The following is a 22,062-nucleotide window of genomic DNA, read 5'->3' on the forward strand; positions in this document are numbered from 1 at the left end:
TAAATAACTGTAGAATAACATAAAATAACCAGAGGGAAATAGTAATTTTAAGACAAATCCCCCTGGTTATTTTATTTTTGTATCATGTTTTTATTATCTCATTTTGAGACAATTTAAAAATTTATTACATTTACATTATTAATAATTATAAAGTAAAAACGATAGCTATGCTGAAGAGAATTATCTTAGCCTCATTGATATCTTTGCTGGCTCCCGGATTACAGGCGCAAAATAAACAAGTTCCTGCTTACCTGGATGCATCGAAACCTGTAGAACAACGCATTGAAGATGCACTGTCCAGAATGACACTGGAAGAAAAAGTAGCCATGCTTCATGCACAATCCAAATTTAGTTCTGCCGGAGTTCCGCGCTTAGGAATACCAGAATTCTGGACTACAGATGGTCCGCACGGTGTACGTCCGGAAGTTTTATGGGACGAATGGGATCAGGCAGGTTGGAGTAACGACTCAATTGTAGCATATCCGGCTCTTACAGCTTTATCGGCTACATGGAACAAAAGAATGTCATGGAATTACGGTAAAGCCTTGGGTGAAGAAGCCCGTTATCGTAAAAAAGATATTCTGTTAGGCCCTGGTGTAAATATTTACAGAACACCGTTAAACGGGCGTAATTTTGAATATATGGGAGAAGATCCATATCTCACTTCCAAGATGGTTGTTCCATATATCAAAGGAGTACAGTCCAATGGAGTTGCAACCAGTGTGAAGCACTTTGCACTCAATAATCAGGAAGAATTCCGCCATACCAGTAATGTAATTGTAGACGATCGTACTTTATACGAAATATATTTACCACCATTTAAAGCCGCTGTTCAGGAAGGAGATTCATGGACAATTATGGGAGCTTATGATAAATATAAGAATCAGTATGCCAGCCAGAATGAATATCTGCTAAACAAAATTCTGAAAGGAGAATGGGGATATAAAGGTGTGGTGGTATCCGATTGGGGTGCTGTAAACAATACCGAGCAGGCTATTCATAACGGATTGGATATGGAATTCGGCAGTTGGACAAACGGACTTTCTGCAGGGACCAGAAATGCATATGACAATTACTATCTGGCAAAACCTTATCTGGATCTTATAAAATCCGGAAAGGTAGGCACAACAGAGCTGGATGATAAAGTAAGAAGGATTCTGCGTCTTGCCTATAATACGACAATGAATCCTAATAAACCTCTTGGTAACATTGCATCGGAAGATCATATGGCTGTTGCCAAAGAGATTGGGGAGGAAGGAATTGTATTGCTTCAGAACAATAACAACGTTTTGCCAATAAATACGGATAAAGTCCGTAAAATTGCGGTAATCGGAGAAAATGCGATTAAGATGATGACAGTGGGCGGAGGTTCTTCATCATTAAAAGTAAAATATGAAACCCTGCCTCTGGAAGGTATTAAATCGAGGTTTGGTAAAAAAGCCGACGTACAGTATGCACGTGGTTATGTGGGAGATGTTGGTGGAGAATATAATGGTGTGAAATCCGGTCAGAATCTGAAAGATGACCGTCCGGCTTCGGAATTATTAAATGAAGCTGTTGCATTGGCTAAAAAATCGGATGTAGTAATCTTTGTTGGTGGCCTTAATAAAAGCGACTATCAGGATAGTGAAGGACACGACAGAAAAGAATTGGGATTACCATATAACCAGGATCAATTGATTGCTGCATTGGCAAAAGCCAATAAAAATCTTGCTGTAGTACTGGTTTCCGGTAATGCTGTTTCTATGCCGTGGGTAAAAGAAGTTCCTGCAATTGTTCAGGGATGGTATTTAGGTTCCGAGGCTGGAAATGCTCTTGCTGCTGTATTAGCCGGAGATGTGAGTCCTTCCGGAAAGTTACCATTTACATTTCCTGTAAAACTGGAAGATAATGCCGCTCATCAGATGGGAGAGTACCCGGGGAATAAAGCCGAATTGGCTGCCGGAAAAGGAAAAGATCAAAAGAATCCGATTAATATTACTTATAATGAAGGTGTTTTTGTTGGCTACCGTTGGCATGATACCAAAAATATAAAACCATTGTTCAGCTTCGGTCATGGTCTTAGCTATACAACTTTTGAATATGGAAAAGTTCGTGCAGATAAAACACAGATAACTCAGGACGGAACAATTACATTTACGGTAAGTATTAAAAATACCGGTAAAAGAGAAGGTGCTGAGGTTGCTCAGTTATACATCAGTGATCTTAAATCATCTGTACCACGTCCGATAAAAGAGCTAAAAGGTTTTGAGAAAATAAACTTGAAACCAGGGGAACAAAAAGAAGTAAGCTTTACAATTGATAAATCAGCATTAAGCTTCTTTGATGCAGCTAAGCATCAGTGGGTAGCTGAACCAGGAGAATTCGAAGCATTGGTAGGAGCATCTTCTACGGATATTAAGACAAAAGTGAAGTTTACACTTCAGTAATATTAGGTTAATTAAAAATAAGAAATGCCGGAATATTCCGGCATTTCTTATTTTTAGTCATGAAGATTATTTTACAATCTTCATTTCGTTGATCAGCCATTTAGCATCAGCAAACTTATCAATAATGAACAGGACATATTTTGTATCCACCATAATGTTTCTGCTGAAACGTGGATCAAAATTAATATCACTCATAGTTCCTTCCCATTGTCTGTCGAAGTTAAGACCTACAAGGTTTCCGTTAGCGTCTAATGCAGGGCTTCCAGAGTTACCACCGGTAGTATGGTTAGTTGCTGTAAAGTTTACAGGAACATCACCAGTCTGGTCTTTATACATTCCGTAATCTTTAGTGTTGTATAAATCAATAAGCTTTTTAGGAACGTCAAACTCATAGTCTCCAGGTACATATTTCTCCATTACACCTGCAAGGTGAGTTTTGTAACCATAGGTTACTGCATCTCTTGGGTTAGAGCCTTTTACTACACCATAAGTTACACGAAGTGTAGAGTTAGCATCCGGGAAGAATTTCTTATCCTTATCTGTTTCCAGTTGCTGCTTCATATATTTCTTCTGAAGTGCATCAATTTCTGCCTGTAAAGAAGCATATTTAGGATCTACTTTCTGAGAGTAGGCATCTTTTATAGATAAAGCCAGTTTGTAGAAAGGATCGTTTTTAATAGCAGTGGCAAAACCAGCATCAGCAAAAATCTTGTCAATGTTCTGATTTGTATAAGTGCCATTTAGTGCTTTACGTCCACTGATTATAGAGTTTTTAGACCAGTCCTCGATTACTGTAAGGTTTTTGTTTACATCACTAAACTGAGCAAAACCTGATGGCAGGAAGTCTGCTGGAGTTTTCTGTACATACAGCGCCAATAATTTAGCTGTTACCTTAGCATCCAGTTCACCTTCGTAATCTTTATAGAAAGAAGTTAAAGTATTTTTCAACTTCTTAGTAGATTCCGGAGTCGCTTTTCCGGATTCAACATCCTGAAAATAAGTGATAAAATAATTAGCAAGACGCAATGTTTCAGCATTTCTTGTAACCTCAGTATAATAAGCGTTGTTTAGGGCATAAGGCGCCTGCTCGCTATACAGCTGGTTAAATTTATCAATAGTTGCTTTTACTTCCTGGTTTTTCTGTGCCAGAGTTTGCTCATAAGCTTGTTTTTTAGCTACAGCATTAGATTTTTTCAAACCTTCTACTTCACCCATCCACTTTTTCCAGTAGTTAGCCACAGAAGCATATTTAGAAGCATACTTTATACGGGTTGCATTATCAGTACGCATCTTTTCGTCAAGAGTTTTCAACGCAATATCACGTACTGTAATTTTTGCAGGATCTGTATCATTAATGATTTTTTCTACTGCAACAGAAGGAAGATATTCAGTTGTTTTTCCCGGGAATCCAAAAACGAATGTGAAGTCACCTTCCTTAAGATCTTTTACAGATACCGGAAGTGAATATTTCGGAGTATATGGAATGTTATCTTTAGAATATTCTGCAGGTTTATTGTTTTTGTCCGCATAGATACGGAACATAGAGAAATCTCCTGTATGTCTTGGCCATACCCAGTTGTCAGTATCCGAACCAAATTTACCGATAGATTGAGGTGGAGCTCCTACTAAACGGATATCTTTGAAAGTTTCAATAATGAATGCATAGTATTTGTTACCATCATACATGGATTTGATAACGACTTTCTGAGAAGGCTCCAATTTGAAACTTGCTTTTGCAGCCTCTATATTTTTATCAATTGCAGCTTTTACATCCTTAGCAGCAAGGTTTTCTGTACCCGGAAGAATTTGATTGGTTACCTCCTTAATATCAGTAATGAAATCTACTACTACACCTGGATTAGGAAGTTCTTCTCCCATATTTTTTGCCCAGAAGCCGTTACTTAGAAGGTCATTCTGTACTGTAGAGTGTGCCTGAATTTGTCCAAAACCACAGTGGTGATTTGTTAATAACAAACCTTTTGGAGATATAATTTCAGCAGTACAGCCTCCATTGAATTGCACTACAGCATCTTTAATACTAGGCTTTTGAGTATTGAAAATATCTTTTGCAGAAATCTTCATTCCCAATTCCTTCATTTCCTTTTCATTTAACTCTGTAGGAATCCACATTCCTCCTGCCTGTTGAGCAAAAGCCGTTACTGCGGGGAGTAAAGCAAGTGCTAGTAGGATGTTTTTCTTCATAAACTAAAATTTGCCCCAATTTACGAAGAATATTTAGGATAGACTGAGTTTATATTAAATTCTGTAAGTTGGTAAAAATGGCTTGAAATTTGGATTGTAGGCGATAAATTTCACAGCTAAAATTAACTAAAAGATGAAAAAAAATGTATTACTGATTGCTGCTACAGCTGGACTTTTATTAGTGTCATGCTCACAAAAAAAGGAGCTACAACCCGGAAGTGGAGTTGAAGGGACAACAGCCGAAGTTAAAACAGATTCAATATCTGTAGAACCGATTACTAATGATGGTCACAATTCTCAAAATTCATTAGACTGGGCCGGGACTTATGAAGGAACATTGCCTTGTGCAGACTGCCCTGGAATTAAAACCACTATTACATTGAAGGATGACAATACCTATACAATGACTGAAGAGTATGTTGATAAAAAAACAAAAGCAGAGGATAAAGGTAAATTTGAGTGGGATAAGAGAGGCGGAAAGATTTCCTTAGTAAGTAAAGATGGTAAAAGACAATATATCGTTGGCGAGAACCAATTGATCCATCTTGATATGGACGGAAAAGAAATTACCGGACCAAATAAAGATCTTTATATTCTGAAAAAGAAATAAGGTTTATTGATAACAAAAGTGAACTCCCTGAAATCATTCAGGGAGTTTTTTTATACCAGTCTGCAAGGAACCTCCAAATCTTCGGTCAGATAGTAACTACAGCATAAACGATGATATCCATCGGCAATAATTAGTTCATTCTGACCTCTTACCAAAAGGATAGGAGAGAGCTTTTTATTCTTTTCTACCTTTTTCAGATTTTCCTTTACATGAATATTGGTTTCAGGAAGCAAGGCCAGCTTACTTGCCCTTAATATATCTTTGGACTTCTTCTTTATAGTGGGTGCTTTTTTTAGTTTTGCAACGATCTTTTTAGCTTCATCCGGCACAAAAAGAAGTTCTAAATAATCTTGTGCAGCAGGAAAATCATGTTCCTCCGGCTCTTTTAACCAGATATCTGCTTGTGGTGTATTTTTCTTCATTAGAGAATTTTTTAAAATTGATATGAAGTGATTTTTTCATCATCCATCAGTTGTTGGATCAATGCCAGGTGGTGTCTGTTTTTTCCGGATAGTCTCCATGTTGTAGCCAATACGCCCTGTCCATATTGTTGTCTGGTAATAATAAAGCTCAGATGGTGCTTTTTAAATATACTTTCACAATAAGCAAAGTCAGATTGTGATGAGGTTGTAATTTTATATTCCCGTATTTTGTGATGGTTATCTATATAATCCTGAAGATAGGTTAACAGGCTGAGAATAGCCATTACCAAAGCGGTACCTAATAATGCCAGATAAACATAACCTGAGCCTACACACATACCCAGTGATGCAGTAGCCCAAATTGTAGTAGCTGTAGTAATCCCGCCAATTTTATTATCATCTTTGAAGATAACACCGGCGCCCAGAAATCCTATACCAGTGATGATATTAGCCGCTAACCGATCCGGATTTTCTACTCCGATTTTTATAGAAAGTATGGTGAATAAACAGGATCCGAAACATACCAGAATAAAGGTACGCAGGCCAGCCGATTTATTTCTGTATTCCCGTTCTGCTCCAATAATAAGTCCGATAATAACAGAAATAATAATAAGCAGTAATTCATTCTGTACAGGAAGTTTATCAAATATATCCATAGCGCTGAAAATGATAAATAAATGTACAAAAAAACCTGTTACTATTTTTAGTAACAGGCCTTTTGATGGTATATACTTTATTTAAATATCAGAAACAGGCAATGTGAAATAGAAAGTGCTTCCCTGATTCAGAGAACTGGATACACCAATTTCACCATGTTGCTTTTCAATGAAGTTTTTAGAGATTGCCAGTCCCAGTCCTGTTCCGCTCTGATGTTCTCCGGGTACCTGGAAGTAACGGTCGAATATCTGGCGGTGATATTTTTCATCAATTCCTTTTCCACTGTCCGAGATACCAAACCGCACAAAGGCACCTCTTTTCTCTACAAGAATTCGGATACTCTCTTCGGGGAATGAATGTTTGATAGCATTGCTCAGGAAATTGTTAATAACCCATACCGTTTTATCGAAATCTGCAGTTACACGGTCTTCCTTCTCTGTCTTTATTTCTGTAGTAATGAAGATATTTTTTTGGTCTGCCAGCATTTCCACATTTTTAACGGCTGTATAAACCAGTTCTTCCGGATTACAAGATTCAACATTCAGCCGTATATTACCACTTTCTACCTGAGAAAGATTAAGTAACTCACTGGTTATGGTTAGCAGACGCTGTCCATCTTCATCTATACTTTTCAATAATTCTTGTTGCTGTTCATTCAAGGTACCAAATTTCTGATTACCCAAGAGCTGAACACCCATTTTAATAGCTGCAATAGGAGTTTTTAGTTCATGAGAGATAGTAGCAATGAAATTGGTTTTGGCAAAATCTAATTCTTTGAAAGGTGTAATGTTGCGAAGAAGGATTACTTTGCCAATATTTTTCTTTTCTTTCTCACCTGTTTTAATCGTATTGATAGGAATTACATCCTGTTCAAAATAACTCTCTTTATTATCGGCTGCAATTTTTATAGGTTCTTCCGAAGGATGATCAATATTCTTGAGAAGCTCCCGAAGCAAATCATTGTTTATAGCGACTTCATGGGCTGTTTTTCCCATAAGCTCTTCTTTCTTCAAATTGGTTATTCTCAGAGCCTGATCGTTGATCATGTAGATGAAGTGGTTTTCATCCAGACCAATAACAGCATCGTGCATATTGTTGACAAGTGTTTCAATACGTTTTTTATCCATTAGTTGCTTGGACAGATTACTGCTCTCATATTCCTCCAGCTTTTCGGCCATGATGTTGAATGAATCTGCGAGATCATTGAATTCTTCACTGCCTTTGAAGTGAACTCTTTCATGATAATTTCTACCGGCAATCTGTCGGATACTGGATGTAAGCTGCCGGATAGGTTCGGCAATGGTCTGAGGTAGATTAAAAAGAAGCGTAAAGGCAATCATAAAGCAAACCGTACCTAGACTCACAATCCAGAATGTAGCATTGCCAGCAGTAACAATAGCTGTATCACTTTTCCTTTCAATAGCCTTCATATTCAGAGACATGATTTTTGCCAGATCACTGCGGATTTGCTTTTCGCCGGCATCTGTTTTTTGTTCTAAATATTTTTTAAAATGGATATTGAGACTATGAGTTGCCTCTTTCTCTCCCGGTTCCGAAAGATTCTTTTCCTGAAAAGCATTATTTATTCTGAAGTTTTTTACGGCCTGAGCACTATCCGTATCTATCTTATCCAGTGCCAGCATCATATTTTTAGCATACTCCAGACTGTTATAATTGGCTGTAAGAATTTTTTCTGTGTCGGATTTTAGTTTATTGATATATAAAGCACCAATTACTGAAAGTAAAACAATCAGTAAAAACAGAAGCCCGACTCCTAAAGTGAGTTTTGTTTTAAGTTTCATAGCGCTTAGGATAAAATAATAATATCAATATGTTTTTCGTTCAGTCGGTTCATTAAAGTGTAAATCCAACTGTAACCAGATATACGTTGCCATAGTTTGGGGCGAGGTTTTCCAATACATACTGTAGTAATATTGTGTTGGTTTACATATTCCAATATACCCTGATGAACACTGCTTTCTTTCATGCGTACAACTTTAGCGCCTAATTCTTGCGCTAAGTTAAAATTATTAATCAGGTATCGTTGCTTATCGAGGGCAATTTTTTCCGGTCCTTCCGAAGGTTTCTGAATATAGAGAACAGTCCATGGACTGCTGTAATAACTAGCGAGGCGGGCTGTTTTCCGGATAATTGTTTTGGCTACTTTTTCGTTACTGCTGATACAGGCCAGAAATTTGACCGGTTTGAAGTTCTCTGTTTTTATCTCAGCTTCTACTTTTCTTTCCACGTGGGTTGCCACTTCTTTCAGGGCCAGTTCCCGTAATTGTAAAATATGATTGCTCTGAAAGAAATTAGCCAGAGCTGTTTCAATTTTTTCTTTTTTGTAGATTTTTCCTTCTTTCAGACGGGTTAGCAACTCATCTGCTGTAAGGTCTATGTTTACAACTTCATCTGCAAGAGCCAGAACTTTATCGGGAACACGCTCGGAGACTTCTATACCGGTAATGTTTTTCACATCTTCATTCAGACTTTCAATATGCTGAATATTCATGGCGCTGATCACGTTAATTCCGTTTTCCAGAATTTCCAGTACGTCCTGCCAGCGTTTTTTATTTTTAGAACCTTCTACATTAGTATGGGCTAATTCATCTACCAGTACAACTTCCGGATGATCATTAATGATTGCCTGAAGATCCATTTCCTCCAGATATTTTCCTTTGTAGAATATTGATCTTCTATCAATGGTAGGAATTCCTATAGCCAATGCATCGGTTTCCTCTCTGCCATGGGTTTCAATGAAACCGGCTTTTACATCGATACCGTTTCTCAACAGGGTATGGGCTTCCTGAAGCATACGAAAAGTTTTTCCTACGCCGGCGCTCATTCCGATGTATATCTTGAATTTTCCACGTTTGGACTTCTGGATAAGTTGTAAAAAATGGTCAGCTGATGACATTACCTAAATTTATTGATGTTTTAATGAATTGTAAAATTGTGGAATCGTAAAGTTGTCTTTTGGCTTTTTTGTTATTCTGTAACGTTATAAATACACAAAAGAACAACTTTACCATTTCTCACTTCTCTTTCTATTTGTAATTTTTTAAAACCATACGTTAAGGCTGGATGTTATAATAAAATTAGCTTTTTTAAAGTTATCATTTTTAGCAAATACAGCATCTTTTGAAGTAAATCCTCTTGCCTCTGTCCGGAACATTACATTTTTGAAAATAGTATAATCCACATTTACAGAATAACCAAAGGTTTGAAATCCGTTTGGAGTACCAGAGTTAATAATCACTCCGTTTTTATCATTGTAATATTCTAATCTTCCTGCTACAGCCCATTCAGGAGCCATTTGATATTTCAGCAACAGGTTAGGGGAGTACCAGATATTATAGGCATTACTACCTTTAGTTTTCTGTTCTGCTCCTATATCGAAACCTGCAATGGCTGAGAATTTATCTGTCAACTGAAATGTGCCATACAAATCATGGAAATAACGCATTCTTTTTTCATCTCTGGATTTGTCGTTTCCGATGAATGAGCTGCTGTTCAGGGTTACTTTTTCTGATGGCTTGTAAGTAACCTGGTGGCCAAAAGATATGGATTGATTGCCTTCAGGTTTTGCTATTCTTTGCCATCCGTTCAGAACCAATCCGCTGAGGTACCACTTACCGTTATCAGTTGTATAGGAAAGTCTGACACCGGTTTCAAAATAAGGCGAATTTTCAGCAGCAATGCTTCGGGTAAGGGTGTAGTTATCTTTTCCGATAGCACTTTCCCAGCCGATGTGCGATGGCATAATCCCCGCATCGATCCATAGATTTTTATTTTCAGAAATTTTCACTCCAATATTGGCTTCGTTAACATAGCGTAGTGCTCCCTGCTCTGCAACCATATTATCCTGTGCGTAGGTGCCGGCCATCAAAGCAAGATTGGCTCTTACACGTTTATCCTGATAGGTTGCCTTTGCAACAGCCAGGTTGAGGTTAATCTCATTATGGCGGTTGAAATTATACAGAAAATTTTGATGCATATGTTGTTTGGGTTCATTAAAATTGTAACTGTAAAATACTTCTGCATAAGCAGAGAATGTTATTTTTTTATCTGTTGAGATACTGTCTGAAGACTGAGCTTTTACTGAAAAGCTCAATCCTAATGCCACAAGGGCTATTATACTTTTTTGCATACTTAAGGGCGGGTACTAATGTTGTCTAATGCCAGGTTCAGTTCTAATACGTTTACTTTTGCAGGTCCAAGAAGATGAAGAACCGGTGGAGTCGTGTTTTTGGCAACTACGTCTTTTACCTGCTCTTCGGAAAGATTGCGGGCTTTAGCAATTCTTTTTACCTGATAAAGCGCTCCTTCGGGAGAAATATCCGGATCCAATCCGCTGCCGCTGGCAGTTATAAGCTCCACAGGTACTTTTATACTTTCCATACCAGGGTTTTGCATTTTTAGTGTATCAATTCTTTTTTGTACAATATCCAGATACTCCTTATTGCTAGGGGCTTTATTACTGGCTCCACTTCCATCGGCTTTATAATTTACTGAGGAAGGACGTCCGTGAAAGTATTTCGGAGATTTGAATTCCTGTCCTATATTTCTATAGAATTTTTGACCTTTATAGGTGATGATTTCGGCATTTCCGTTGGTAGGAAGAACCTTTGAGCCGGCATAAACAAATAGAAGGTAAATGCCTACTAAAACTGCCATCACGAGAGTGAGTTTTACGGCAGGTAGAATATAATTTTTCATTTTTTAAGCTTTAAAAGAATACACTGATTAACAGATCTATAATTTTTATTCCGATAAAAGGAACGATGATTCCTCCCAGTCCGTAGATAAGCAGATTTCTTCTCAGAAGAGCACTGGCACCTATCGGTTTGTAAGCAACTCCTCTTAGTGCAAGCGGGATAAGTATCGGGATAATGATAGCATTGAAAATAATAGCAGATAGTATAGCTGACTGCGGGCTATGAAGCTGCATAATATTAAGTTTCTGAAGCGCCGGAATAAAGGTGATGAACAGCGCCGGAATTATGGCAAAGTATTTAGCAACATCATTTGCAATACTAAAAGTTGTCAGTGTTCCACGAGTCATCAGCAATTGTTTTCCTATCTCTACGATTTCAATAAGCTTGGTAGGATCATTGTCCAGATCCACCATGTTTCCGGCTTCTTTTGCGGCTTGTGTTCCGCTGTTCATGGCTACACCAACATCTGCCTGGGCAAGAGCGGGAGCATCATTTGTACCATCGCCCATCATGGCTACCAGTTTACCGGATTGTTGTTCTTTTTTGATGTAGTTCATTTTATCCTCAGGTTTAGCTTCTGCGATAAAATCATCTACACCTGCTTTTTCCGCAATATATTTTGCTGTTAAAGGATTGTCTCCGGTAACCATTACCGTTTTTACACCCATCTTTCTTAACCGTTGGAAACGTTCCTGAATTCCGGTTTTAATGATATCCTGTAATTCTATTACACCGATTACTTTTTCATTAAGTGATACTACCAATGGGGTTCCTCCATTTTCAGAAATGCTTATTACGGCTTCTTCTGTTTCTTTAGGGAAAACATTTCCGGCTTTTTCTGTTAGCTTTTTAATAGCATCATAAGCTCCTTTTCTTATTCTGGTATCATCGAAATCGACTCCTGAGCTTCTGGTTTCTGCTGTAAAGTTGATGTAATGAGGGTTGTTTACCTGTAGATCTTCTGATTTCAGCTGACTAAGTTCTATAATTGATTTTCCTTCAGGAGTTTCATCTGCAACAGAACTTAAAGCAGCAGCTTTTACAAAATCGTCTTTAGCAACAGCCAGGCACGGATGGAACTGGGTAGCCTTACGGTTTCCTATAGTAATGGTTCCGGTTTTGTCCAGAAGCAATACATCTATATCTCCGGCTGTTTCTACAGCCTTACCACTTTTGGTAATTACATTGGCACGAAGAGCTCTGTCCATTCCGGCGATTCCGATTGCAGAAAGCAAACCTCCAATTGTAGTGGGGATTAAACAAACAAAGAGGGAAATGAATGCCGCTATAGTAATTGGGGTTTGCGCATAGTCTGCAAAAGGTTTCAGTGTTACAGTAACTATAATAAATGTAAGGGTAAAACCTGCCAGAAGTATAGTCAATGCAATTTCATTTGGTGTTTTCTGGCGGGAAGCTCCTTCCACAAGAGCAATCATTTTATCCAGAAAAGATTCACCAGGTTTAGTCGTTACTTTTACTTTTATTCTATCCGACAGTACTTTTGTACCACCGGTTACAGAGCTTTTGTCACCACCGGCTTCACGGATAACTGGTGCACTTTCTCCGGTAATTGCCGACTCATCTATAGTAGCAAGCCCTTCAATAATTTCACCATCCATAGGGATTTGATCTCCGGCTTCGCACAGAAATAGATCACCTAGTTTCATTTCCGCAGATTTTTTCAGTGCGGTTTCTACCTGAAATCCTGGCTGGTTATTTGTGATAACCTTTGCAGGAGTTTCTTCACGGGTTTTCCGAAGAGAATCTGCTTGTGCTTTACCTCTTGCTTCAGCAATAGCTTCAGCAAAATTGGCGAAAAGAACAGTGAAAAATAATATAATAAATACTAAAAAGTTGTAAGCGAAACTTCCCTGGCTTGTATTTCCTGCAAGGCTGAATAATGATACAATAAACATAACAACTGTACCAATTTCTACAAGAAACATAACCGGATTTTTAAACATAATTTTCGGATTCAGTTTTACGAAGGACTGTTTTATAGCCTCATTTACTAAATCTTTTTGAAATAATGTTTGAGATTGATTTTTCATTTTTTTAATGTTAAAAATGTTCTATTATTTGGAGAAATATTGAAGCTGTTCTGCGATTGGTCCCAGCGTAAGAGAAGGGAAGAAGGATAGTGCAGCAATTAATATGATGACAGCAAGTGTCATAAATCCAAAAGTTAATGTGTCAGTTTTCAGTGTTCCGGAACCTTCAGGAATGAATTTTTTCTCAGCCAGACATCCTGCAATAGCTATAGGGCCTATAATTGGGATGAATCTTGAAAGCAGAAGAACGATTCCTGTAGAAATATTCCACCATGGTGTATTATCTCCCAGACCTTCAAATCCGGATCCGTTGTTTGCTGAAGAAGAAGTGAACTCATATAGCATTTCGCTGAAGCCATGGAAGCCAGGGTTGTTCAATGTTTTGGTGCCAAATTCCGGTAAATAGGCAGTAAGAGCAGTTCCTGCCAGAATAAGAAACGGATGGAATAAAGCTACAATCATAGCTATTTTCATTTCTTTGGCTTCAATCTTTTTACCCAGGAACTCCGGCGTTCTGCCGACCATTAGTCCACTGATAAATACTGCAAGGATAATGAAGATGAAGTAATTGAGAATACCAACACCACAACCTCCGTAAAAGCAGTTAATCATCATTGCCAGAAGTTCATTCATTCCGGAAAGCGGCATGGTACTGTCGTGCATAGAGTTTACAGATCCTGTAGAGATTACAGTAGTTGCAATACTCCAGTAGCCGGAAGAAGCGCTGCCGAAACGTATTTCTTTACCTTCCATGGCGCCAAGACTGCTGTCTGCACCCATTTGTGTGATTAGTGGATTTCCTGCGGTTTCATTGATGACGTTCGGAATTGCTAACGCCAGAAAACCTACTGTCATCACCGTAAATATGATCTGGGATAATTTTTTTCTTTTAAGGTAAAATCCTAGCGCGAATACTAAAGCAAACGGAATGATCATCTGAGTGGCCATTTCGGTTATATTCGTAATGTAATTCGGGTTTTCCAGCGGGTGAGCTGAGTTAGTTCCGTAAAATCCACCACCATTGGTTCCAAGATGTTTAATAGCTACAAATGCTGCTACAGGACCTCTTGAAACATCTGATTTTTGCCCTTCCAGAGTTGTAATATGATCTTTTCCTTCGAAAATCATAGGAGTTCCGTTTGCGGCTAATATAAATGCTACAATAATGGAAATCGGAATCAGAATCCGGGTCATGGATTTCATGAAGTAATCATAGAAGTTCCCTAACTCTGTGGTTGTTTTTTCTTTGAAAGCTTTAAAAAGTACTGCCATAGCAGCCATACCGGTTGCAGCTGTTACAAACTGAAGAAACATCAGAAAAAGTTGGCTAAGATAGCTAACCCCGGTTTCGCCGGAATAGTGCTGAAGGTTACAGTTAACAAGAAAAGATATAGTTGTATTAAAGGCTAAGTCTGGTGACATATTGGGATTGCCATCGGGATTCAGAGGTAGCCATTGCTGGGTTTGAAGGAGTATGAACCCGATAACAAACCAAACCAGATTAATGGTAAGCATAGCGTACATATTTTGCTTCCAGTTCATCTGGCGATTGGGATTTATTCCTGATATTTTGAAAAATAATTTTTCAACAGGATTAAAAACCGGGTCTAAAAAGGTTTTCTCATAACCATATACACGGGCGATATATTTCCCTAAGAAAAGCCCTATGATAAAGGTTAGAACAAACATGGCAATAATGCCTAAAATTTCTGTATTCATAATAATTTAAAATTTTTCAGGTTTCATCAGCACATAACAGATGTAAATGAATGCCAGAACGGAAAGGATGAATAAACTCCACATGATATATTATATTTTATCAAAAAATTGAACTGTTTTATACAAAAGCCAGAACAAAACAATACTGAGTAATAAAAGGACTAGAAGCATCATATTATTCTAATAATTAAGGTTAGGACTACGAGTGCAGCCAGAAATGTTAGTAACCAGGTATAAGAAGACTGGCTGGGTTTCTGACCGGTTTTTTTTAAAGTTGCCATTTTTCATGATTTTTTATCTGACTGGTAAATGCCAAAACCAGTTCCAATTCACTATTGATCTTCTTAAAGTGTTACTGTATAGTATATTGTGTGTTTTTTAGGAATGTGGTTGACAGAGGAAATCCTATCAAAATGATAGGCTCATTATCCAAATTGATAAAATGAAAGTTCAGAAAGAAGTTTACATAGATTTGTAAACTCCGACTTAACATAATGAATACTTTGAATTTAGAATAATTTTATTAGTTTTGGGAAGAATATTTTAAAATAAACACAAATCATTATTATTTAATTAAAAAGTAGATATGAAAAAAATAACCTTTATAATACTTTCTGTGTTAATCATCTCATGTGGCAAGAAAAAAGAAGAGGTATCAGCATCTCAGGAGGTATCTCAAACAAGTGTTAAAACTTCCGAAAATAATGGTGAATTTGATATTACCAAGATTCCTGTGAGTGATAAAGACCTAGGTGTGCTTCCTTACCTGAATCCGCCGGAAAATTATTGTTACGGTGTTTGCAGCAACTGGAAAGGAACCGTTGAACAGAAGGATATAAAAGATTTTGACAAGGAATACTTTGCTGTTAACGGAAAACTTATTCCGGTAGAAGGGAAAGCGCTAAAGGTTGCGATCGAAAAAAACAGAAGTAAGGATCCTGCGGCTTTTAATAGTCTCTTGGTGGAAAAAGCTTATGAAAAAGCAATATTAGATTTGGGTGGAGTACAGGTTAATAATGTTTCTGTACCGAAAGAAGAAATTGACCGCATAGGAAAAGAAAATCTGATGTCTGCTACATATGGAAATTCAATTGACTTTAATGGACTGGATCGTATAAAAACTTATGTTATCCGTACCAATAGTAAAGAAGTATGGATTCAGTTTTCTCTGCTGAACGAAGAAAGTGGAAAAATTACTATTCTGGAGAAAGCAACAGCTGAAGTTCCAAAGGTTGAAAAAATTACTTCTTCCCAGATGAAAAAAGATATTAACGAGTCTGGGAAAGCTGTATTGAATATTAATTTTGATAATAATAAAGCTACTCTTACAGCAGATGGCAAAATTGTGGCGGATGAGATCCTAAAGCTGCTGAATGAAAATCCTGAATTAAAACTTTCTATAGAAGGGCATACTGACAATAATGGTACAAAAGAACACAATAAGAAATTATCATTGGACAGAGCTACAACAATATATACTTATTTAACAGATAAAGGAATTAAATCTGATAGACTACAAACAAAAGGTTTTGGACAGGATAATCCTTTGGCTGCTAATGACAGTGATCTTAATAAAGCGAAGAACAGAAGGGTAGAACTAGTGAAAATATAAAATTCTATCTTAGCTGGTATTCTTCCAGTTTACGATATAACGTTGCTATACCGATTTCTAAAAGTCGCGCAGCTTCGGCTTTATTACCTTTGGTATATTGTAATACTTTCTGGATGTGTTCTTTTTCAAGAGTCTTAATACTCAATGAATCTGTTTCTGCAGAAGTTTGTTCTGAATATAGAGGAAGGCTGTCGGCATCCAGAATATTGTTATTCATCAGAATAAGACTTCTTTCAACAGTGTTTCTAAGCTCACGAATATTTCCCTGCCAGTTATTTTTCTTTAAGGTTTTATAATAATCTTCGGAAACCTGAACTTTTGAAATCAGATTCATTTTTTTACTGAAGACATCGATAAAGTTTTTGGCAAGAATTTTCAGGTCTTCCTTTCTTTCACGCAATGCCGGCAAGTGAATTTCAAAAACATTGAGTCTGAAGTAGAGATCTTCTCTGAAATTTCCCTGTTTTACTTCTTCCAAAAGGTTTCTGTTGGTTGCGGCAATAAGACGGAAGTTAGAGGTAGATACTTTCGTTTCACCCATTTTAATAAATTCTCCGGTCTCCAGTACGCGTAGCAATTTCGCCTGCAAATCCATTGGCATTTCTCCAATCTCATCCAGAAATAATGTACCACCATTGGCTTCTTCAACAAGTCCTTTTTTATCTCTTACAGCTCCTGTAAAAGCACCTTGTTTATGCCCGAATAGTTCACTTTCCAAAATTTCTTTGCTGAAAGCAGAGCAATTGATCGCAACAAAATTTTTATTGCTTCGGCTTCCTGTTTCATGAATAGCATGGGCGAATACCTCTTTCCCGGTTCCTGTTTCTCCGGTTAACAATACGGTAGCGTCTGTATGGGCAACCCGTTCTGCCAATTTTTTTGCCTGAAGAATAGATTCTGCAGTTCCCAGGATTTGATCCAGCCCTTTTAACTTACATACCGGGGCTATATTATGGGATTTGTTATCTTTTGCTTTTTCAATGGCTCTGTATACGAGGGGAATAATTTTCTCGTTATCATCTCCTTTTACAAGATAGTCATATGCGCCGTTCTTCATTGCCTGTACAGCATCTGAAATATTCCCGAAGGCTGTCATCAGAATCACTTCTTTTTCAGGATATTTGGTTTTAATAGCCTTTACAAGCTCTACACCAAATGCATCCGGAAGACGGACGTCACTCAGCACAACGTCAAAGTCATGCTGTTCCAGCATATTCATGGCTGATCTTGCAGTTGAAGCTTCCTTTACGCTAAAGTTTTCCTGAGAAAGAATCATTCCCAGAAGTTTCAGAAGTTTAAGCTCGTCGTCAATGATGAGGATAGTTCCCGGCATATGATAGAATTGAGATGCAAACTTACGTATTATTCGGCATCGAAAAACAGAAGAGGCTATTCAAAATATTAAAAATAACCAGAAACCTGCTTCTGGTTATCTTTAACGGATTTACTTCTCTGCTAAAATTCTGATTAATTCCTTAGAGTCTGTTAATCCGGTATAAGGATTGGTTAAAATTAATCTTCTTTTTAAATCCTCCGGTAGGCTGTTCAATGATTTATCATCATCAATTATAATAACATCATCTGAGCTGATATGGTGATCTGTAATCCATTTTTCTATTTCAAATCGCCTGGAGTGCTTATGGTTAAGATCCTCTTTTATAATAGATATTTTATTGAATTTAATGCCCCTTTTATGAAAAATATGCTTCCACTGGTTTAGATTAAATCTGAATCTGTGTGATGTTGACAGGACTAACTCAATATTGTGATGATCCACAGAATTTAGAACATCAACAGCCTTATGATTGAATTTATAAAATCCATCATCTTCCATTTCCACTTGTCTATGTGGGTTGGCATGAACCATAACACCGTCTATGTCTAAAAAAAGTTTCATATAAAGTATTTATAAATCTTTAAGAAAGTTATCGTTGCAATACTTTCTGTTCTTTTCATTATTCATATCCCAATCTTCATTTGTTATTACTACAAAATCATTGATAGTATTACATGGATCGCTAAAGTTTTTATTCCATGGTATTATTTCAAAATTAAAATTAGCTAGTTTATAAGCAATATATCTATGATTTCCATCGACAATGAGCTTATTAAGCTGGTCTTTTTTATCGCTCCGAATTTGGTACCATACCCTTCTAAAACTCTTCTGTGTATTCTAGCTATTATAGAGTAACAAATTTTAGTTTGTGTAGTAAAAAATTCGTGGTTCGTGTTTCTAATAAAATCAATTAACCTGTTATAAAAATCTGAGTCTAAATTATCTTCCAAATTCTACATTTTTTATGAAAAAAAATGTTATTTGTTTGATAATCAAATTTATAAAAATATTTTAAATGAAATTGAATAAAAAAAAATCGCCAGAAATTATTTTCTGGCGATTTTATACTGATATTAATTTTTAAAGTTCATTCTCTGTATTCTCACTGCATTCAGAATGGCTAGGAGCGCTACACCTACATCGGCAAATACTGCTTCCCACATCGTAGCCAGTCCTCCGGCTCCAAGAACAAGAACAATAGCTTTTACAGCAAAGGCTAATATAATGTTCTGCCATACGATTTTCTTAGTCTCTTTTCCTATTCTGATGGCTGTAGGAATTTTTGAAGGCTGATCGTCCTGTATAACGACATCTGCAGTTTCAATAGTTGCGTCGCTGCCTAATCCACCCATCGCCATTCCGACATCACTTAGAGCAACAACCGGAGCATCGTTTACGCCATCTCCAATAAAGGCTACTGTTTCATTTTGTGCTTTTATGGCTTTTACCTTCTCTACTTTATCTTCCGGTAATAGATCACCAAAGGCATTTTCAATTCCTATCTTTTGTGCTACTTCTTTTACTACGGCTGTTTTATCACCACTCAACATAGTTGTTTTTATATTGAGTTTTTTAAGCTCTGCAACAGCTTTTATTGCATCTGGTTTTATCTGGTCCGAAATACTCAGATAACCTGCAAACTGACCTCCGTAAGCAATAGCTATTAAGGTATCAGAAATTGCAGAGTGATTAACCTGATACTGAATATTGAATTTATCCATTAATTTGAAGTTACCGGCAAGGAAATCTTTCCCGTTGATAGTAGACTTCAATCCGTGTCCCGGAATTTCTTCTGTATTTTCTAATACTACAGAATGATCTACTTCACCAACATATTCGTGTACAGCGGTTGCAATAGGGTGTGTAGATTTACTTTCGATAACATTCAGGTACTTCAGAATCTCATTTTTATCAAATCCGTTTTCAATATTTGCAGTTTGTACTTTGAATACACCTTCCGTCATTGTTCCGGTTTTATCCATTACCACATTCTGAATATTGGCTAACGCATCCAGGAAATTACTGCCTTTGAAGAGTATTCCGTTTTTACTTCCGGCACCAATTCCGCCGAAGTATCCTAAAGGAATGGAAATAACCAAGGCACAAGGACATGAAATAACCAGGAAGATCAATGCACGATATAACCAATCCCTGAACTCATATTGTTGTACAAAGAAGTAAGGCAACAGACAGATAGCAATAGCCAATATTACAACAATTGGTGTATATACTTTAGCAAATTTCCGGATAAACAATTCTGTTGGTGCTTTTTGCGAAGTGGCATTTTGCACCAGTTCCAGAATTTTGGAAAGCTTGCTGTCTTTATACTCTTTCTGAATGAGTACCTGACTTACTGAAGTAAGGTTGATCATCCCTGCAAGTACAGCTTCACCTTTTCTTTTAGTATCTGGCTTGCTTTCTCCGGTAAGAGCTGCTGTGTTGAAAGATGCACTTTCCGAGATCAGTTCTCCGTCTAAAGCCAGTTTTTCACCTGGTTTTAGCTGAATAATCTGCCCAACCTGTGCTGTTTCAGCCTTAATAGTCTTAGGAATGTTATTTTCCAGAATTGTAATTTCATCCGGTCTCTGATCCAGTAATCCTTTGATATTCTTTTTAGCTCTTTGTACTGCCATTGTTTGGAATACTTCTCCCACAGAGTAGAAAAGCATTACGGCAACCCCTTCAGGATATTCTGCAATGGCAAATGCACCAAGAGTAGCAATACTCATCAGGAAAAACTCTGAGAAGAAATCGCTGTATCGGATACTTTTAACAGCATCTTTTAGTACCGGAAGACCTACCGGAATATATGCTGCTACATATAGTACAACTCTTATCCAGCCCCGGAACCATTCAGGTTTTATATAATTGTCCAATGCGATTCCTACCATAAGCAGAACGAAGGAAATCACAGCTGGCAAAAATAACTGGAATGTTGTTTTCTCGCTATTATCATGAGAATGGTCGTGACCATGATCGTGGTCATGTCCATCCCCGTTATGCTGATGATTGTGTTGTTGCTGCGGTTTTGTGCTGCAGCAGTCGCTATTTGAACTCATAACTTTTAATTTTTATCAAAGATAATGAGGAGAGGCATGCAACCCTATTGCAAAGTTTTATTTTATACCTAACAGACTGAACAATTCATCTTTTTCAAAGGTATTTTTATCACATACGGATATCGAAAGCTACCGATGAAACCATCTTATTAAACGATAAAAAGATCTTATTAACATATTAAGGTTTTTGATATTAGAGGAGAAATACGGTTTATGTATATTTGATATAAGATTAACTGATATGAAAACTAGGTCTGTAAAAATAGTCTTGTCCACAATTATTGTTGTATTTATTGTGAGCAGTTGGGTTCATTATTCCGTAAAGCCGATTGATAAAGCTATGTGGCTTATCGGTACATGGGAGAACAAAACCTCTCGTGTAAGTATCTATGAATCCTGGAAAAAAATAAATGAAAATGAACTGACTGGAAAGAGTTATGCACTTAAAGGTGCAGACACCATTATATTCGAAACAGTTCAGTTGAAACGAGAAGGAGAGAGTTTATATTATATTCCCACGGTAAGAAATCAGAACGATGGTAAGCCGGTTAGCTTTAAAGCCTATTCTGTTACGGATAGTAAAATGGTCTTTGGGAATCCTGAGCACGATTTTCCACAGTCTGTTTCTTATACAAAACTAAGTGCTGATTCTTTAGTCGCGGAAATTTCAGGTGTTAAAAACGGAAATGTACGGCATCAGACTTTTCCCATGAAAAGACTCAGATAGGTTATTATATTAGAAAATTATATCCGGCATTCCCTACAAATACCTGTGGCCAGAAATTTTAATTCTTTTACCAGATAGTCATTAGGAAACGGAACATTGCTAAAGCTTACCTCTTCCAGACAGGTTGTCTGTTTGCACTCGGTACAATAAAAATGCAGGTGATAGTCATGGTGGATTTCCTCATTGCAATCATCACTACATAAGAGATACTGTGTCGTATTATGTTCCTGAATACCATGAATAAGACCTTTTTTTTCAAAAGTTTTTAGAGTACGATATAAAGTACTACGGTCAGACTGTGCTAGTTTTTCCTCTAAATCGGACAACGAAAGAGCTTGTGGAGCCTCTAGAAAAGCATCCAAAACCAGCATCCGCATAGAAGTAATGGGAATCTTTTTATTATCGAGGATATTTTCTATTCTTTGTGTGTTCACAGGAAATTAATAATTAGGTTTTTGATGTTATAACAAATTTAAGGATAAATTTTAAATTTTTGTTAAAACGAATGTTTTATAATTGA

The 22,062-nt window shown here is 37.1% G+C and carries 18 protein-coding genes; 4 read left to right on the top strand and 14 right to left on the bottom strand.

Annotated features, from left to right (window positions below):
* Positions 1-167 precede the first annotated feature (167 nt).
* The gene (locus tag BAZ10_RS00280; RefSeq protein WP_078770322.1) at positions 168-2,429 is read left to right on the top strand and encodes a glycoside hydrolase family 3 C-terminal domain-containing protein; all 2,262 of its coding nucleotides are present in this window, start codon (positions 168-170) and stop codon (positions 2,427-2,429) included.
* Positions 2,430-2,495: 66 nt separating this feature from the next.
* Here BAZ10_RS00280 and BAZ10_RS00285 read toward each other — a convergent pair whose 3' ends face one another.
* Positions 2,496-4,631, bottom strand: a complete 2,136-nt coding sequence (locus tag BAZ10_RS00285; RefSeq protein WP_078770323.1) for a S46 family peptidase — start codon at positions 4,629-4,631, stop codon at positions 2,496-2,498.
* A 133-nt stretch (positions 4,632-4,764) separates the two neighbouring features.
* On the opposite strand from BAZ10_RS00285, the gene BAZ10_RS00290 reads away from it, so the two are divergent.
* Positions 4,765-5,241, top strand: coding sequence for a copper resistance protein NlpE (locus BAZ10_RS00290; protein ID WP_078770324.1), 477 nt, complete (start codon positions 4,765-4,767; stop codon positions 5,239-5,241).
* A gap of 50 nt (positions 5,242-5,291) precedes the next feature.
* Here the strand turns inward: BAZ10_RS00290 and BAZ10_RS00295 are convergent, their stop codons facing one another.
* From BAZ10_RS00295 to BAZ10_RS19460, 9 genes are all read right to left on the bottom strand, one after another.
* Entirely contained in the window at positions 5,292-5,663 is a 372-nt protein-coding gene (locus tag BAZ10_RS00295; protein ID WP_078770325.1) for a hypothetical protein, read from the bottom strand.
* An 11-nt stretch (positions 5,664-5,674) separates the two neighbouring features.
* A complete protein-coding gene (locus tag BAZ10_RS00300) occupies positions 5,675-6,319 on the bottom strand; it encodes an MgtC/SapB family protein (RefSeq protein ID WP_078770326.1) in 645 nt (214 codons plus the stop codon).
* Positions 6,320-6,400: 81 nt separating this feature from the next.
* On the bottom strand, positions 6,401-8,122 hold the full coding sequence (locus tag BAZ10_RS00305; RefSeq protein WP_078770327.1) for a HAMP domain-containing sensor histidine kinase: 1,722 nt from the start codon (positions 8,120-8,122) through the stop codon (positions 6,401-6,403).
* Between the two features lie 5 nt (positions 8,123-8,127).
* A complete protein-coding gene (locus tag BAZ10_RS00310; RefSeq protein ID WP_059322679.1) occupies positions 8,128-9,237 on the bottom strand; it encodes a histidine kinase in 1,110 nt (369 codons plus the stop codon).
* 144 nt (positions 9,238-9,381) lie between these two features.
* Positions 9,382-10,470 carry a porin gene (locus BAZ10_RS00315; protein ID WP_185114169.1) on the bottom strand — a complete coding sequence of 363 codons (1,089 nt, stop codon included), beginning with the start codon at positions 10,468-10,470 and terminating at the stop codon, positions 9,382-9,384.
* Between the two features lie 2 nt (positions 10,471-10,472).
* A complete protein-coding gene (gene kdpC / locus BAZ10_RS00320) occupies positions 10,473-11,039 on the bottom strand; it encodes a K(+)-transporting ATPase subunit C (protein ID WP_078720650.1) in 567 nt (188 codons plus the stop codon).
* 10 nt (positions 11,040-11,049) lie between these two features.
* Positions 11,050-13,089 (bottom strand): potassium-transporting ATPase subunit KdpB, encoded by a 2,040-nt coding sequence (gene kdpB / locus BAZ10_RS00325; protein ID WP_078770328.1) that lies wholly within the window; start codon positions 13,087-13,089, stop codon positions 11,050-11,052.
* A gap of 24 nt (positions 13,090-13,113) precedes the next feature.
* Complete coding sequence (kdpA, locus tag BAZ10_RS00330) at positions 13,114-14,808, bottom strand: potassium-transporting ATPase subunit KdpA (protein ID WP_078770329.1); 1,695 nt, start codon at positions 14,806-14,808, stop codon at positions 13,114-13,116.
* Between the two features lie 6 nt (positions 14,809-14,814).
* Positions 14,815-14,892 (bottom strand): potassium-transporting ATPase subunit F, encoded by a 78-nt coding sequence (locus BAZ10_RS19460; protein WP_165698305.1) that lies wholly within the window; start codon positions 14,890-14,892, stop codon positions 14,815-14,817.
* A gap of 502 nt (positions 14,893-15,394) precedes the next feature.
* On the opposite strand from BAZ10_RS19460, the gene BAZ10_RS00335 reads away from it, so the two are divergent.
* Positions 15,395-16,420, top strand: coding sequence for an OmpA family protein (locus tag BAZ10_RS00335; protein ID WP_078770330.1), 1,026 nt, complete (start codon positions 15,395-15,397; stop codon positions 16,418-16,420).
* Between the two features lie 4 nt (positions 16,421-16,424).
* Here BAZ10_RS00335 and BAZ10_RS00340 read toward each other — a convergent pair whose 3' ends face one another.
* The 3 genes from BAZ10_RS00340 to BAZ10_RS00355 form a co-directional block, all read right to left on the bottom strand.
* Positions 16,425-17,753, bottom strand: coding sequence for a sigma-54-dependent transcriptional regulator (locus BAZ10_RS00340; protein ID WP_078770331.1), 1,329 nt, complete (start codon positions 17,751-17,753; stop codon positions 16,425-16,427).
* Between the two features lie 111 nt (positions 17,754-17,864).
* A complete protein-coding gene (locus BAZ10_RS00345; RefSeq protein ID WP_078770332.1) occupies positions 17,865-18,317 on the bottom strand; it encodes an HAD domain-containing protein in 453 nt (150 codons plus the stop codon).
* Positions 18,318-18,829: 512 nt separating this feature from the next.
* A complete protein-coding gene (locus BAZ10_RS00355; protein WP_078770333.1) occupies positions 18,830-20,815 on the bottom strand; it encodes a heavy metal translocating P-type ATPase in 1,986 nt (661 codons plus the stop codon).
* A 241-nt stretch (positions 20,816-21,056) separates the two neighbouring features.
* Between BAZ10_RS00355 and BAZ10_RS00360 the strand changes: the two genes are divergently transcribed.
* On the top strand, positions 21,057-21,542 hold the full coding sequence (locus BAZ10_RS00360) for a DUF6265 family protein (protein ID WP_078770334.1): 486 nt from the start codon (positions 21,057-21,059) through the stop codon (positions 21,540-21,542).
* Positions 21,543-21,559: 17 nt separating this feature from the next.
* Here BAZ10_RS00360 and BAZ10_RS00365 read toward each other — a convergent pair whose 3' ends face one another.
* Positions 21,560-21,919, bottom strand: a complete 360-nt coding sequence (locus BAZ10_RS00365; RefSeq protein WP_078720862.1) for a Fur family transcriptional regulator — start codon at positions 21,917-21,919, stop codon at positions 21,560-21,562.
* Positions 21,920-22,062 lie beyond the last annotated feature (143 nt).

The organism is Elizabethkingia occulta, from assembly GCF_002023715.1.
GTDB lineage: Bacteria > Bacteroidota > Bacteroidia > Flavobacteriales > Weeksellaceae > Elizabethkingia > Elizabethkingia occulta.